General features: G+C 39.9%; 12 protein-coding genes. 10 read left to right on the top strand and 2 right to left on the bottom strand.

Translation table 11 applies throughout. The features are described from left to right. Window positions 1-155 precede the first annotated feature (155 nt). Together J4856_RS00335 and J4856_RS00330 are read left to right on the top strand one after the other, a co-directional pair. Window positions 156-995: a GLPGLI family protein gene (locus J4856_RS00335; protein ID WP_025839957.1), complete on the top strand. Its 840-nt coding sequence runs from the start codon at window positions 156-158 to the stop codon at window positions 993-995. A gap of 53 nt (window positions 996-1,048) precedes the next feature. Then, window positions 1,049-3,604 carry a TonB-dependent receptor gene (locus J4856_RS00330; protein ID WP_025839956.1) on the top strand — a complete coding sequence of 852 codons (2,556 nt, stop codon included), beginning with the start codon at window positions 1,049-1,051 and terminating at the stop codon, window positions 3,602-3,604. A gap of 89 nt (window positions 3,605-3,693) precedes the next feature. Here the strand turns inward: J4856_RS00330 and J4856_RS00325 are convergent, their stop codons facing one another. After that, window positions 3,694-4,113, bottom strand: coding sequence for a nucleoside 2-deoxyribosyltransferase (locus tag J4856_RS00325; protein WP_025839955.1), 420 nt, complete (start codon window positions 4,111-4,113; stop codon window positions 3,694-3,696). 403 nt (window positions 4,114-4,516) lie between these two features. Between J4856_RS00325 and J4856_RS00320 the strand changes: the two genes are divergently transcribed. The 8 genes from J4856_RS00320 (at window position 4,517) to J4856_RS00285 (ending at window position 14,555) form a co-directional block, all read left to right on the top strand. Beyond that, window positions 4,517-5,809, top strand: a complete 1,293-nt coding sequence (locus J4856_RS00320; RefSeq protein WP_025839954.1) for an AAA family ATPase — start codon at window positions 4,517-4,519, stop codon at window positions 5,807-5,809. After that, entirely contained in the window at window positions 5,791-6,525 is a 735-nt protein-coding gene (locus J4856_RS00315; RefSeq protein WP_025839953.1) for an RloB family protein, read from the top strand. The genes J4856_RS00320 and J4856_RS00315 overlap by 19 nt, the downstream gene beginning before the upstream one ends. Before the next feature lie 305 nt (window positions 6,526-6,830). Further along, on the top strand, window positions 6,831-7,229 hold the full coding sequence (locus J4856_RS00310; RefSeq protein ID WP_025840005.1) for a transposase: 399 nt from the start codon (window positions 6,831-6,833) through the stop codon (window positions 7,227-7,229). A gap of 83 nt (window positions 7,230-7,312) precedes the next feature. Further along, complete coding sequence (locus tag J4856_RS00305; protein WP_025840004.1) at window positions 7,313-8,089, top strand: IS3 family transposase; 777 nt, start codon at window positions 7,313-7,315, stop codon at window positions 8,087-8,089. Between the two features lie 805 nt (window positions 8,090-8,894). Next, window positions 8,895-9,857 carry an IS256 family transposase, variant Zn-binding type gene (locus tag J4856_RS00300; protein WP_428842430.1) on the top strand — a complete coding sequence of 321 codons (963 nt, stop codon included), beginning with the start codon at window positions 8,895-8,897 and terminating at the stop codon, window positions 9,855-9,857. Between the two features lie 351 nt (window positions 9,858-10,208). Beyond that, window positions 10,209-12,593, top strand: a complete 2,385-nt coding sequence (locus J4856_RS00295) for a TonB-dependent receptor (protein ID WP_025839914.1) — start codon at window positions 10,209-10,211, stop codon at window positions 12,591-12,593. Window positions 12,594-13,046: 453 nt separating this feature from the next. Beyond that, window positions 13,047-13,628, top strand: a complete 582-nt coding sequence (gene pnuC / locus J4856_RS00290) for a nicotinamide riboside transporter PnuC (RefSeq protein ID WP_025839915.1) — start codon at window positions 13,047-13,049, stop codon at window positions 13,626-13,628. 186 nt (window positions 13,629-13,814) lie between these two features. Beyond that, the gene (locus tag J4856_RS00285) at window positions 13,815-14,555 is read left to right on the top strand and encodes a thiamine diphosphokinase (protein WP_025839916.1); all 741 of its coding nucleotides are present in this window, start codon (window positions 13,815-13,817) and stop codon (window positions 14,553-14,555) included. Here J4856_RS00285 and J4856_RS00280 read toward each other — a convergent pair. Next, window positions 14,534-14,743 carry a hypothetical protein gene (locus J4856_RS00280; RefSeq protein ID WP_025839917.1) on the bottom strand — a complete coding sequence of 70 codons (210 nt, stop codon included), beginning with the start codon at window positions 14,741-14,743 and terminating at the stop codon, window positions 14,534-14,536. The genes J4856_RS00285 and J4856_RS00280 overlap by 22 nt on opposite strands. Window positions 14,744-14,993: the final 250 nt, after the last annotated feature.

Genomic DNA, 14,993 nt, shown 5'->3' with positions numbered 1-14,993 from the left:
CGAAAACGCCATCCAAACATAACGAAAGGAGTAGAAAGATATACAATAAAGATAATAATATGAAATTTAGAAGGGCATCACTTGCGTTTTACAAAAAGATTTCGTACTATTGTACTCACTTTTTTGCTTTACCTATTTATATAAATAAGACAACTATGAATTCGAAGATTAAACTACTACTAATTGCACTAACCTTGTCGCTATCTGCAAATGCACAAAAAATGAAGGAACAGGATATTTTTAAGCACACAGCAATCGACACGACGCAGCTGATTGTTTCTTATGACCTAACCGTTAAATATGACCTATCAGGACAGAATAATCCTGATCTTGAAAAGGTATATACTTACATCGGACGTAAGGTTTGCCAGAGTTTTGTGGAGAGTGAACATAATGCTGACCTAAGAATGGCTAAAGCCTTTCTACGTAATGGAAAGCGAGGCTCAAGAGCATCTATGAAACTCGTGGCTAATGTTGGTGAAACCTATATTGGCTATCCAAAGGGAAAGACAACAGTGATTTACAATATGGACGGAGCTGGCTCTTACCTTTATCAAGAGGCTACTCCAAAAATGCAATGGAAGATTACAACCGAGCATAAAACACTTTTAGATTACGATTGTACAGCCGCAACCTGTTCTTATCGTGGAAGAAATTATAAGGTATGGTTCACCACCAAGATTCCGCTTTCCTATGGTCCGTGGAAGTTTACAGGACTGCCGGGATTAGTTATGGAGGCTGAAACCAAAGAGGGAGATTATCATTGGACGGTTACAGGCATAGAAAAGCCTAAGACAGCAACGCCTATCTATTTCCTTGACAGGAACTATGTAAAGACTTCTCGTGAGAACACCCGAAAGCAAGAGAGGCTATTGCTGAAAGATCCTGCAGGCTACCTTGAGAGTTATGGCTACAACTTCACTACGACTAATTTCAATGGACAAGTTGTGAAACTAACGCTCTTTACATTCGACAATCCTTTGGAACGAGAATGATAAGACACCTACTTATCTTACTATCGTTTATCAGCTTATTGTCTATAAACAGTATGGCTCAGAATAGTCAGGGAGACTCTCTGACTATTACTGGGCGTGTGGTTGATAATAAACATCAACCTATGGATGGCTGTATTCTTACAATCATACAAGAAAAGGATTCTTCCATTCTTACCAGTAGCGTGACCAATGAAGATGGCAGATACGCTATCAGCTATCCACGAACAAATGACAATCTTCTTTTAAGCCTGACAGGATTCAATATAAAACGGCAGGTAAAACGGATAACTCCAACGAGTCAGACCGTTAACTTCACCACCACCTACGAGAGTATCACACTGAAAGAAGTGGAGATAAAGGCAAAAAAGCTATGGGGAAGTAGGGACACACTGAACTACTTGGTCTCTGCCTATATGAAAGGACAGGACAGAACCATTGGTGATATTCTCAAACAGCTGCCAGGTATCACGTTAGAAGGTGGCATGGTGAAGTATCAAGGTGTACCTATCAACCATTTCTACATTGAGAACATGGATATGTTTGCGGGCAAATATAGCATCGCCACGAATGGCATTAAGGCAGAGGATGTCAGTACGGTACAGGTGATGGAAAACCATGAACACATCAAGGCATTGCAGGATCAGATACCACCTGAATCGGCAGCTATCAACTTAAGGCTAAAGAAGAAAGCAAAGGGCAGATGGCTAAAGACCATAGACTTAGGGGTAGGCTTCGATTCTAATGGTTTTTTGAGAGAGGTCAATGCTGCCCTTATGTACTTCGCGCAAAGACAACAGCACGTTTTCTATTACGAAACAGATAATAACGGTTCAAGCGTTGATTGGTTTAAATCATACTATGATGGGAGTAATATCGGAGCCTCTCGCCTAACATCCATCATCTTTCCGGGGTCGTCTCCTGTAGGTAAGAGTCTACGTAACAATCAGCATAACCTATGTTTCAGCAATCTCAACAAACTAAGCGAAACGGCGGAAATAAAGTATAACATAACTTACAGGCACGATATCCAACGGCAAAGTAGCTATTCGCAAACCACTTATCTGCTCCCCGATGCAAGCACTCGTATGATGACCGAAGACATTTCTGCACGTAATACGACGAACGCTGCCACAATGCAGTTGCATTTTGAGAACAACGGCAGTAAGACTTATCTTAAAAACACACTTGACTTATCAGGGAACTGGAGTGACGACAATGGACTAACTTTGTCAAACAATGCACGTATTCTGCAACATGCCTTTAACAGAAACTTAGGGCTGAACAATCACACAGAATGGATTCAGCGTACAACCAATGGAGGAGGTTTTAAGCTGAAAACAACCAACTTTGTACAGACAAATCCACAAGCTCTCGCCATTGAAGGGGACATGCAGGCAAGACAAGATGCAAGACTCTCAAACATGGGAAGTTACAACAGCCTCACTTTGATAAGAAACATCCGAAAACACAACTGGACCATTGCGCCTTCCGCAGAACTGAATATTGAATATGTGGGACTGAAAAGTCTATTAAACGATACAGCTGTGACAATGGCGACGAGCGGAGACATGGGCTACTTGCAAATGAAAAGCAACTTGGGAGCCAACCTACAATATGTCAAAAACACTTTCCGTCTATCGTTCAATCTGCCTTTATCGCTCAACTATACAAAGGTGGATAACGAACCGATAGCTAACGAGACGACGAAAGGAAAGCGCACAACCCTACTCTTCTCGCCATCTTTTACAATGCTTTGGAAAGCAACAGACAATTGGACGCTTTCTGCAGGAGGGAGTTACGGGATGTTTCCTACGAGTTGGAGAAGTCTGTTCACTGCTTATCTAATGAGCAACTATAGGACACTGAACCGCTACAAGATGAATCTATCGGAAAACAAATCGGCAACTATACATGGGAAGATACACTACAAGAATATCCCGCATCAGTTCTTTGCCTACCTCTCTGGGGCGGTTAGTCGCTCATGGAGTGACATGATTTATGGTACGACAATCGACCAGAATGCGCATACACTACTGCAAGCTGAATATGCTCCGAACCACCAGAACAACTTCTCTATGACGGCGAATATACGAAAGGAGATTACTTGGCACGACATGAGTATCGGGGCAACAGCTGATTATTCGACTAACACAAGCAAGATACTACGTCAGTCTGTCATCACCGACTATCAGTATAATAGTTTCTTTGTCTCTGCTAATCTTGCCTTTAATCTTATCAAGAACATCCGACTAACAGAGAACTGTCGATGGGCAATTTCTCAATCACAGTCGGGTAACTATAAAAATATGATTCGCAATTTTAGCTATGAAACTTCGCTCTCCATGACTTTTATCCCTGACAGACTGATACTTAACACCAACCTACAATACACGCATAACAGTGGTTTTACGGATAAAAAGGATTACACCTTTATGAATCTTAGCATCACATTTAAAACAAAAAAGAAGATACAATTCGTTCTGAACGTCGATAATGTCTTCAATACAAAAACCTTTATCTATCGTTCTAACAGCAATCTTTCCGAAAGCTACACCCTCTACCAGCTTCGTCCAAGAAGTGTGATGCTAACTACCCACTTTGCTTTATAACAGAAAAAGCAAGTGTGTTCGTCCCTATCTTGACAAGAATGAGAGCATACTGTCAACCTCGAATATTGATTTTTCTCAATTAAACCGCCCTACTTATTTCCTAAGATTTTATCCAGAACGGGATATATCTCCGCTTCGTTCTCGTATGGATAAACCTTAAAATAGGCGTTACCATTCAGCATTGCAGAGATATTGGCTTTGCGCTTGTCATAGAAGATATGGACAGGGATATTACGAGCCTCAGCGTATGCCAATTCATAACCAACACCATGAGAGGGGTTCGTACATTCTGCTATCAGCACATCTGATGATCTAAGCCACTCTGTATCACGCTCATATATATGCACATCATCTTCTTTTGTTCTCGCTTTTACGCTCAAACTTCCTAAACCGATATGCTCCGTAAGTACTATATCGGTCTTGTTGATATAGTCTATCATCCGCTTATACACAGCCGTATCCTCCCTACCACCACGGATAGAACCTGCGAAATAAACCTTCTTCTCCATAAAACAATGCTTTCGCTGATAAAACATACATGAGTAACACTTGCCCACAAAGATAATACTTTATAGTGAGAAACAGATGACTTGTTTAACAAAAAGCATAATGAAGATAGCCAACTATTTTTTTTAATCTAATACAAAAGACCTTTCCATTCTCGAATCTCAAAACACAAACAACGACATTCTATAAATGAATTTATGTAAAAAAATAGATCAAAGATTTTTTTCACTTAAATATAATTGGCTAAAAACTACAAAATGTAGAGTTAAACAGATTAGAATTGCAAGAAAACTCTAATCTACACGTTATAATTAATTACAAACATCAAATAATTCATCTAAATTAAAGATTATATCTAAGTTTATATGTATATTTGCAATTAGTTAAACAACTGACAATAGACGCATGATACAAGAATTAAAAATAAAAAACTTTATCTCATTTAAAGAAGAAGTAAAGTTTAGTTTCGAAGCATCAAAAGATACATTTGCAGAATCTTCTCAAGTCGTAAAAGTTAACGAGAATACACGGCTTCTGCGTTTTGCTGTCGTCTATGGTTATAATGCCTCTGGCAAAACAAATTTGCTAAAAGCTTTTAAGTTTTTAAAAGATTTTTGGTTTAAAAAGCAAAGTGATGCTTATGATGGGACTAACGTAAAGCCATTTAAATTGGATCAAAGCTCTGAGAAAAATCCATCTACTTTTGATTTAATATTTTTCGTAGAAGGAATTAAATACCGATATCAATTAGAATTAAACCAATCGGTTGTTCTTCTTGAGAAACTTTCATACTATAAAAGCTCCCAGCCCATCAAGCTATTCGAAAGAACTTTGGAAAATGGACAAACTGCAATCTCATTTGGCGCCAACTTGAAAGTTAGTAAAGCCATAAAGGATAATATTACCTTATTATGTTTGAACAACATGTCTTTCTTTGCCGCACGTGAGCAATTAAATGCAAAGATTCCACTAATTGATGACGTGAAAGAGTGGTTGAGACGTAAATTTATGGAAACAATTACCCCCTCAACATATTTAACCTTATATGCTCAAAGAAAATTATCAAATGATAATGACCTTAAGAAATACATCATTGATTTTCTTCATGAAGCAGACTTTAATATTTCTGACATATCATCAGAAACAGTAGAAAATGCTTTACCTAAAGAAATATTAGACCTAGTATTGAAGATTAAAGAACCCTCTACTATTGGTAAGAGCAAACTTAGTGATAAGAAAATTCGCACAGATTTTTATCATACGGTTGAACGCAATGGTGAATCAGAGACATATCCTTTAAGCTTAGACGATAAAGAGGAATCTAATGGAACTGTTCGAACTTTCGGCATCGAAACTGCGATACATTCTGCTTTGAAAAGAAATGCTTTTCTTGCCATTGATGAGATAGAAACATCATTTCACCCCTACCTACTTGAGAAAATACTTTATGAGTTCCTCAGAAGCGAATCACAATCGCAACTTTTAGTTTCAACACACAATGATGGTTTGCTGGACTTAGTCAATGATTTGATACGAGAAGATTGTGTATGGTTTACTGAGAAGCAAAAATCAGGTATTACCGACCTGTACAAACTAAATGATTTCCGAGGATTGAAGAATCTAATTTCTATTAGGGAAGCTTATCGAAACAAACGCTTTGGAGCCACAATGGGATCATCATGGAAAAAAGAACTTTAAAAGACGCAGAACCCAAAGAGAGATATTTCTCTCCTACTTTACAAGATTCTCAACCAGAAATAGATGAAGGGGTAAGAGAATTAGGAAAACTCTTCCCTTTCATTATTAGTGGTGGATCTAATACTGAACGTTTTTATTTTACTCATATCAACGATACAACAAAGTATAAATTTAATATCCGCCCAAAATATTTCAATGACGAGTCAAACTATATAGAAGCTTTCAAGAAAAGAATAGAAGAAATCTTGAAAGCAAATTCTGATGCAAAGATTTTCTGCGTTTACGATTGGGATACAATATTCCCAAAAACTGGAAATCAAGAAAAAGATGCTAAATTCAGAGAAAAGTATAATAAAGAGATAGAAAATGGTGTTATTACAATGTGTCCTAGTATGCCAAGTATAGAATATTGGTTCTTGCTACACTTCGTGAACCATACCTCTTTGCTTAAAAATTATAGTAAAGTGTCGCAATTATTAGCCCCATATATAAAGCCTTGTTTCCCAGAACAAAATCAAAAGAACAAATTAAAAAAACTGCTTAAGGCAGAAAAACATTTGAAAAATCCACAATGGGTTAGAATCTTGTGTGAAAAAGGAAAATTAGAAACTGCTATCAAGCGAGCTGAAACAAACATACAAAAAGCAGAAGAAAAGAATGACCTGATAAATCAATCTTTTTCTTATGTTTATAAGATATTTAATAGCTGGCAATAATAAATCTTTCATTAAGTTCCTAAACACTAGTAAATGTACGATATAGCTTTACAGAAGAAGTAAAATTCCATAAACAAAAGCAGACCTTAAACTGTCACATATTTGTTTTATCCAAAACCTTAGAAGAAGCCCCTCACATCTCAAATGCATTTTTTGAAAAACAACCATACTTTTTCAAAGCAAAACCTCTAAAACAAAGAAAACACGTATAAGAAGCAAGCCTTTAACAAACAGGGAATCAATTAGTTACAAAGTCTGTCTTATAGCAGATTTACTTCACATCATTTTAACATTTAAAATTCAAAATGGGAAGTAAACATTCTAAACACAGAACATTCAGTGAGGACTTTATTCTCACTTTACTTCGTGAGTATTACTCATCAGAAGTGTCAATTAATTTCATCTGTCGTAAGTACGGCATTAATAGTGCCAGCTTTTATCAATGGCAAAAAAAGTATGATTTAGATGAAAAAAAGCTATCTTTGTCGCATGATATTATTACTAAAGTAAAAGCTATGCGTAGTAAGAAAGCTATGGAGAAAGTCCCTCTAACTCGTGAGGAAGAGCTTGAAGAACAAGTATCGAATTTGAAGAAAGCTTTGGAGTATTCTGAACTTCGCAATCAAGGTTTGATGAAAGTCATAGAGATAAGCAGTAAGGAATATGGTGAGGATTTGCTAAAAAAAGCTGGCGCCAAGCAGTAGACAGCCTTCGAGTCAGCAACCCTTGTTTATCAATTGGGCTGCTGAGTGGACTGTTTGGCAAGACTCGTGAAGGCTATTACTCTGTGAGTAAAGAGAAGAGGGAGCATCGTAAACTTACTGAGAAAATTGTCGTACGTGCAGTAATGGATGTTCGTGCAGATGCTCCTCGAATAGGTGCAAAGAAACTTTTGCACATGCTTATGGATATCTATCCTGGCTTAATGCTTGGGCGCGACAGGTTCTACCAGCTAATGCACAAGCATCACCTTATGCTGAAGCCATCCAGATGTCGCCACACCACGAACTCCAATCACAACTATTTCAAGTATAAGAACACGGCAAAAGGAATGGTTCTTACACGTCCTGCACAACTCTGGGTAGCAGACATCACATATATAGATACTGAGGATGGTGTGGTCTATCTTCACCTCATAACCGATGCATTCACTCATGAGATAATCGGATGGAAGCTTTCTGACAGTCTGCAGGCTGTCAATACGCTTGCTGCCCTAGACATGGCAATAGAACATTCACAGGGTATGAATCTCTCGCTGATGACGCACCACTCTGATCGTGGGGTTCAATACTGCAGCAACGCCTACGTGGCAAGGCTGGAGAGTATACACTCGGGCATAAGCATGACTGAAGACTACAACCCTACAGATAATGCAATCGCCGAAAGAGTGAACGGAATAATAAAGCAAGAGTGGCTCTACCACATGAAACGACCGAAGAACCTCGATGATGCACGATGCACTATTGCTGGTATCATAGACTTCTACAACAATAAGAGACCCCATATGAGCAACGGCATGCTTACGCCAAGACAAATGAGAGAAAAGCACTGCAATGTAGCATAAGGGTTTCTGTGCGTTTCATGGTATTAAATTTTGTAAGTTGAAGGAAAAATACTAACTTTGAACATGTGCTACACACGTTCAGACTTCATTGTCAAGATTTATGACTATGTAAAGCGAATCAGTAAAGTTTCCATGGGGGTGTAAAGCTGTTCAGGAAGCAAGTAAAAAATGTGTAAACCAATTTAGTAACAATAACCAGAAAAGTGTGAAGTAAATTTAGGCATAGTCAGTCGATACAGAAAAGGTGCTTAATTGGACTCCTAAAGGGCGTTAGTAAGGGGCTTAAAGGGCATCTTTTGCAAGCCAAAAGGGCGTTAATTGAAAGCTTATTTACGCCTTTCTGATTTTCGATATTAGAATTATCTTTACAAGACAGAAGGATAAAAAGAGACAGAATGACAGAAAGAGACAGAATGACAAAAAGACAAATAAAGACAGAATGACATAAAGACAAATAAAGACAGAATAATAAAACAAACTACGAATTACGCGAATACCACGAATCATTATCACAACAAATAACTTGTAAACTTGTGAACTCGTAAACTCGTAAACTTGTGAACTCGTAAACTAAAACAGCTATGAACTACTATAAGCTATGGTTTTAATTACTTCGCATCTTCTTTCCTTTTTGCATATTTCAATTTTGCTGTCACTGCTATCACTTAAAGGCACAAGATAACTCATTAGATTACAGAGGGAAAGGATGAAATGTTAAAAGTGACAGCAAATCAAAACAAAACTTATATTGTGAGAAATGTGGCCTATATGACAAAAATGTGCTTAAAATCCTTGTAACTATCTAATAATCATTATCTTTGTTTTATTTATATTTTTATGGCAAAAAATCTGCTTTTATTGTGGCTCAAAATCGACTATAAAACGTGGTCATCTTAATGGTAGTCAACGCTGGTATTGTAAGTGCTGTAAGAGGAGCTTTGTTGGACATAATCGCCTTACCAATACCATTGTCAATAATCGTTATTCCAAGGGTAATCTAACAGTCAAAGATCTATCAGAGGAGTACGGAGTTTCAACCAGGACAATTTATAGAAAACTCACCAAATCTTATAAAGAAGAACTTCCCAACCTTCTTGTTCGCCCTGTAGTGGTTTTAATGGATGCCACCTATTGGGGACGTAATTTTGGTGTCGTTATCATGAAGGATTCATTGTCTGGTGATGTACTTTGGTTTAAGTTTATCAATAGGCATGAACGTCTTGAAGACTATAAGGAGGGCATAAGCTACTTGGAGTCACTTGGGTATACCATTCAAGGGCTTGTATGCGATGGTTTTAAGGGACTTAGGCAAGCTTTTCCCAATTATAAATTCCAATTATGCCAGTTCCATCAAGTAATGACTATAAAGACAAAACTAACTTCAAGACCCAAGCTTGAGGCTTCAAAAGAACTGCTTGAATTATCCAAGATGTTATGTCATACGGACAAGGAGTCCTTTATTGGGGCTTTAAAGGAATGGTACACCAAGTGGGAGGATTTTCTTAAGGAACGGACAACAACAGAAGATGGAAAATCACATTATACTCATAAAGCTCTACGTAGTGCTTTTTTGAGCCTTAAAAGGAATATGTCGTCATTGTGGACATACTATGATTACCCTGAATTGAAGATGCCAAATACAAACAATGCCATTGAATCACTCAATGCAGATTTAAAGACAAAATTGAACCTACACAAGGGGATCAGTATGGAAAGAAGAAAGATCTTCATCCAAGACTTTATAAAGTCCCATTCTCCTAAGAAATAAAAGGGGAATGGGAGATTTTAAGCACATTTTTGTCACATAAGAGAAAACGACGCTAAAATAAGCACACTTTTGTCACATAAGCCAGAAATGTAATAGTTTCTCTTGTTAGAGAATAGTTATCACTCCTTATATAGGAAGAAAGGAATATAAACACACGCATCCGATATTTGTACAGATTACATTTGGCGATTTGATAAGAAAGTATTACTTTTGCAATGGTTTTCAAAATGGAAACTAAGGGGTGCTTGCCTGTTTGGGCTTGCTGAGATTATACCCATTGACCTGATACGGATAATGCCGTCGTAGGAAGATCCCCCTTTATACTTTTTTCTTAAATCATCAACCTGGGATATGAAAAGAATTATCCTATTTACTGCTGCACTGACGTGCGTGGCAGCTATAAAGGCGCAAACAGTGACGGACACGCTGAAACAACAACAGCTTGACGAGGTCGTTGTGGCAGGTGTTCGTGTACCAAAGAGTGCACCATACGCAGTATCTAATATTAAAAAGAAGGAACTTGAAGCCTTCTCTAAGAGTGGACGTGAAATGCCATTCCTCCTCACTCAGACTCCGGGCGTATTAGCTTGGGGCGAGAATGGACTTGGAACGGGTACGGCAGCGATGCGCATTCGTGGTGCTGCTGGTAGTAGAATCAATATTACGTTAGATGGAGTATCGCTCAATTCACCAGAAGATCAGACCGTTTTCTGGGCAAACATGAACTCATACGCATCGCTGATGAATAGTGTACAGATACAGCGTGGTATCGGAACATCGACCAATGGTGATGGTGCTTTCGGTGGTTCGGTGTCATTGGCAACAAGTGCTCCAAGCCGACAACCAAGCGTGGAGGTGAGTGGTTCATACGGCTCATACAATACGTATAACGCAGGTGTGAAGTTCTCTACAGGTTTGTTGTTCAATCATCTTGTCTTCGATGGAGCTTATCATGAGACCGCAACAGACGGATATGTCAACGGAACAAGTGGGCGTTCGGGTTCTTACTATGGTGGTCTGACTTGGTTGGGCGATAACTTCCGCATCAGCTATAAGAACATCGGCAACTTCGAGAAGACTGGACAAGCATGGAATGGTGTCGTTACGGGTAGTAATGACCTTAGTCTGATGGATGGCACCTACGGCTCTAAGACGGGCATCACCACCTATAAAGATATGTATGAGAGAGGTTTGGGCAAGTTCAACCAGCTCTATGAATACTTACAGACCGATGCTAACGGGGCCTTTGTTAAGGATGGGAATGGCAACTACGAGACGGCACGTTACATGATGCGCGACGGCTCTTTCTGGAACAAAACGACAGATAATTTCTATCAGAATCATAACCTCTTATCGTTTGCTTTCCAACCATCCAGCCACTGGAGTCATAATGTAACCCTGCATTACACCTACGGTTACGGCTATTACAGCGAATTTAAGCATAACACAAAGTTTGCGAAGTTCGGTTTGGCATTCAATGACAGCAATGGTAACCTCGTGAAGAAGTCGGACTTCGTACGCCTGAAGGGTTTGTCACAGCACACCTACGGCATTGTCTATACCAGTAATTACAAGGACGAGAGTTGGGATGTGACAGGCGGACTGAACCTACAGCAGTTCCGTGGCAGCCACTTCGGCTATCTCACCTATATTAAAAATGAAGAGGCAGATGCAAAGTTCCGTGCTGGTGGTAATGACTATAAGTTTTACGACTCTAAGGCACATAAGTATGACTACAGCGGATTCTTCAAGGCAAAATACAACTTTGCGGACTATTGGAACGTATTTATGGACCTACAGATACGTCACGTGGAGTATATGACCGATGGTCAGAACGACCGTTTCTATAAGGTTGGGAATGGCTATCAGAACCAACGCTTAGACATCAGCGAGCGTTATGACTTCGTCAATCCGAAGGCGGGTATCAGCTATTATCGTGGTGGTCACAAGGCATACGCATCTATTGCGCACGCCAGTCGTGAGCCAGAACGTAATAACTTCACCAACAACGGTAGTTATCCTGCACCTTCGCCAGAACGTATGATGGATATCGAAATGGGCTATCAATACAATGGTCGCAACTGGAGAGCAGGCGTTAACCTCTATTACATGGACTATAACAACCAGTTTGTACAGACTGGTGCGCAGAGTGATATCGGTGAGAATCTGACTACAAACATCAAGAGCAGCTATCGTATGGGTGCTGAGTTGGAGGCAGGCTGGAGCCCATTGTCATGGTTGACCGTTGAGGGTAACGCAGCTTTGAGCCGTAATATCATCAAGGACTTTGACGAGATGGCAAGTGTAGATTGGGAGTCTTCGTTCCGTAAGATTCATTACAACCACTCTACTTTGGCTTTCTCACCATCAGCCATACTCAATGGTATGCTCAATCTTCATTACAAAGGCTTTGAGGCAGTATGGCATACAAACTTTGTCAGTCGTCAGTATCTCGACAATACCGAGAACATGACACGCTCACTGCCATGCTATTCACAGACGAATGTCAACCTCAGCTATACCCTTCGTCCTACCAAGCACATTGCTGGTTTGAAGGAAGCTGTCTTCGGTGTGAACCTCAATAACATCTTCAATCGCCACTATGCAGCCAGCGGATGGGTGTATAGCTCTATCCTCGACAACGATGGTCATCCTAACGAGAACCGTTACACACAGATTGGCTTCATCCCAATGGCAGGGTTTAATGTGATGGGGAGTGTGACGTTGAAGTTTTAGCCTCACCCCCAGCCCCTCTCCTATTGGAGAGGGGAGTGAAATGTGATCTTTGCTAAACTTATATGAGACAATAGAACAAATAAAGTGAATGAAATACTTCATAAACTATAGTATCAATAAATAGAGGAAACTCGCTATCTACTCCCCTCTCTATTCGGAGAGGAGGGGGAGAATATGATATTTGCAAAAACTTATATGAGACAATAGAACAAATAAAGTGAATGAAATACTTCATAAACTATAGTTTCAATAAATAGAGGAAACTCACTATCTACTTCCCTCTCTATTCGGAGAGGAGGGGGAGAATATGATATTTGCAAAAACTTATATGAGACAATAGAACAAATAAAGTGAATGAAATACTTCATAAAGTATAGTATCAATAAGTAGGGAAACTCGCTATCTACTCCCCTCTCCAATAGGAGAGGGGCTGGGGGTGAGGCTGTTGTTATTATGACACTAGACATGCTGGGCTGCATCGTTGGCCTAATTTACATCTATCAAGAATACAAAGCGAGTATATGGCTTTGGTTGACGGGGATTATCATGCCCCTCATCTATATGGTGGTCTATTACGAAGCAGGACTATACGCCGACTTCGGAATGCAGATATACTATACATTAGCTGCCATCTATGGATTCTTGTATTGGAAATTTGGACGGAAGAAAGAACAAAAGGAGGTACCCATCACGCACTTCCCGCGTCGGCTGATACTCCCCGCACTCCTCGTCTTCTTCGGCATCTGGGGTGTGCTCTACCTCATCCTCATCCACGCCACCAACTCCACCGTACCCGTATTAGACAGCTTCGGCAATGCGCTTAGCTTCATCGGTATGTGGGCGTTGGCAAAGAAATACATCGAACAATGGTGGATATGGTTCGTCGTCGATATCGAACTGGCTGGACTGTATGTGTATAAAGAAATCCCTTTCACCGCCGGACTATATGCCTTCTATGCCGTTATCGCTGTGGCAGGGTACTATAAGTGGAGGAGAAGCCTCCCCCAACCCCTCCGAAAGGAGGGGAGTGCCTAACGGAATAAGGTTCCTTCTGAGTTCTTCAAAATAGATTCATAGGCTGAAGGAGAAGTTATCGAAAGGAATAATAAGATATAAAGTATCTCGAAAGAGAGAAAGAATAAAATAAGGTTACTGCAATAAAATAAAAGAATATAAAGTATCTCGAAAGAGAGAAAGAACAGAATAAGAATAGCAAGAGAAATGATTATCAATAATAAAGAGAATAATAAGGACAAACAACACCAACACATTCCCAACGAGCACTCCGTTAGGCACTCCCCTCCTTTCGGAGGGGTTGGGGGAGACTTTAATTCCGTCATCCTTGCTGCTGGCGACTTCCCCACTCACCTCCTTCCACTTCGCATCCTTCGCACGGCGAAGAACCTCATTGTCTGTGATGGTGCACTAGAGGACCTCCTTGAATATGAGATTGAACCAACGGCTGTGGTCGGAGATGGCGACTCACTCTCTGACACACTGAAACAGCGTTATGCACACATCTATCATCCGATTTCGGAGCAAGAGTTTAACGACCTGACCAAGGCTACCCTCTTTGCTCGCTCTCACCTGAAGATGGATGCATCAACGCATACGCGTCCTCGCTTCTGTTACCTTGGAGCAACGGGTAAACGGGAGGATCATACCTTGGGCAACATCTCTCTCATGCTCTACTACTATCGACAGTTAGCTATCGACCCAGTGATGGTAACGGACTATGGTTACTTTGTTGTGGCATCGGGCACTACTCGCTTTGACGCTTTCCCCGGACAGCAAGTTAGCATCTTCAATGCAACCTGTAAAGAGATGTCGAGCAACGGCCTTAAATGGGACGCTTATCCCTTCAACGAACTTTGGCAGGGTACACTGAACGAAGCTCTAACAAATGAATTTACAATCTTTGCGGATGGTGATTACCTTATCTACCGTACACACAAAATATAATCACCCTCAAAATACAAAGCATTTTCACTTGCATTCGTAAGAGACTTTACAATCTTACCATCTGCGAACGACACTTTATCACTGAAGGCATAGAATTTATAGGTACCTGCAGGCAGATATTGTTCAGCATTGCCTTCAGCCATCGTATAGGTAGAGCCGTTATAGTTTAAAACCCACTTTGCTTTCAAGTTACAACTTTTTTTGTATTTAAAGGATATTGCACGAGTAAAAGCAAATGGGAAAGATTAGAAGTGATGAAAAACGAAATATATGTGAGTAAGTTCTGGGACTTCAAAGGTTAAATCATGACATCACATATAAGTCTGAATCTGTAGAACCTCTGTAAGATTGGTTCACCAGCCACATCTGTGAGGGGTTGATGTCACTAAAAAATTAGCTACTATGTTACCCTGTCTTTATAATGCAAATCGGTCATTA

This window comes from Prevotella scopos JCM 17725, from assembly GCF_018127785.1.
In the GTDB taxonomy this organism is placed as follows: Bacteria; Bacteroidota; Bacteroidia; order Bacteroidales; family Bacteroidaceae; genus Prevotella; species Prevotella scopos.
This window is presented reverse-complemented; position numbering and strand designations above follow the sequence as displayed.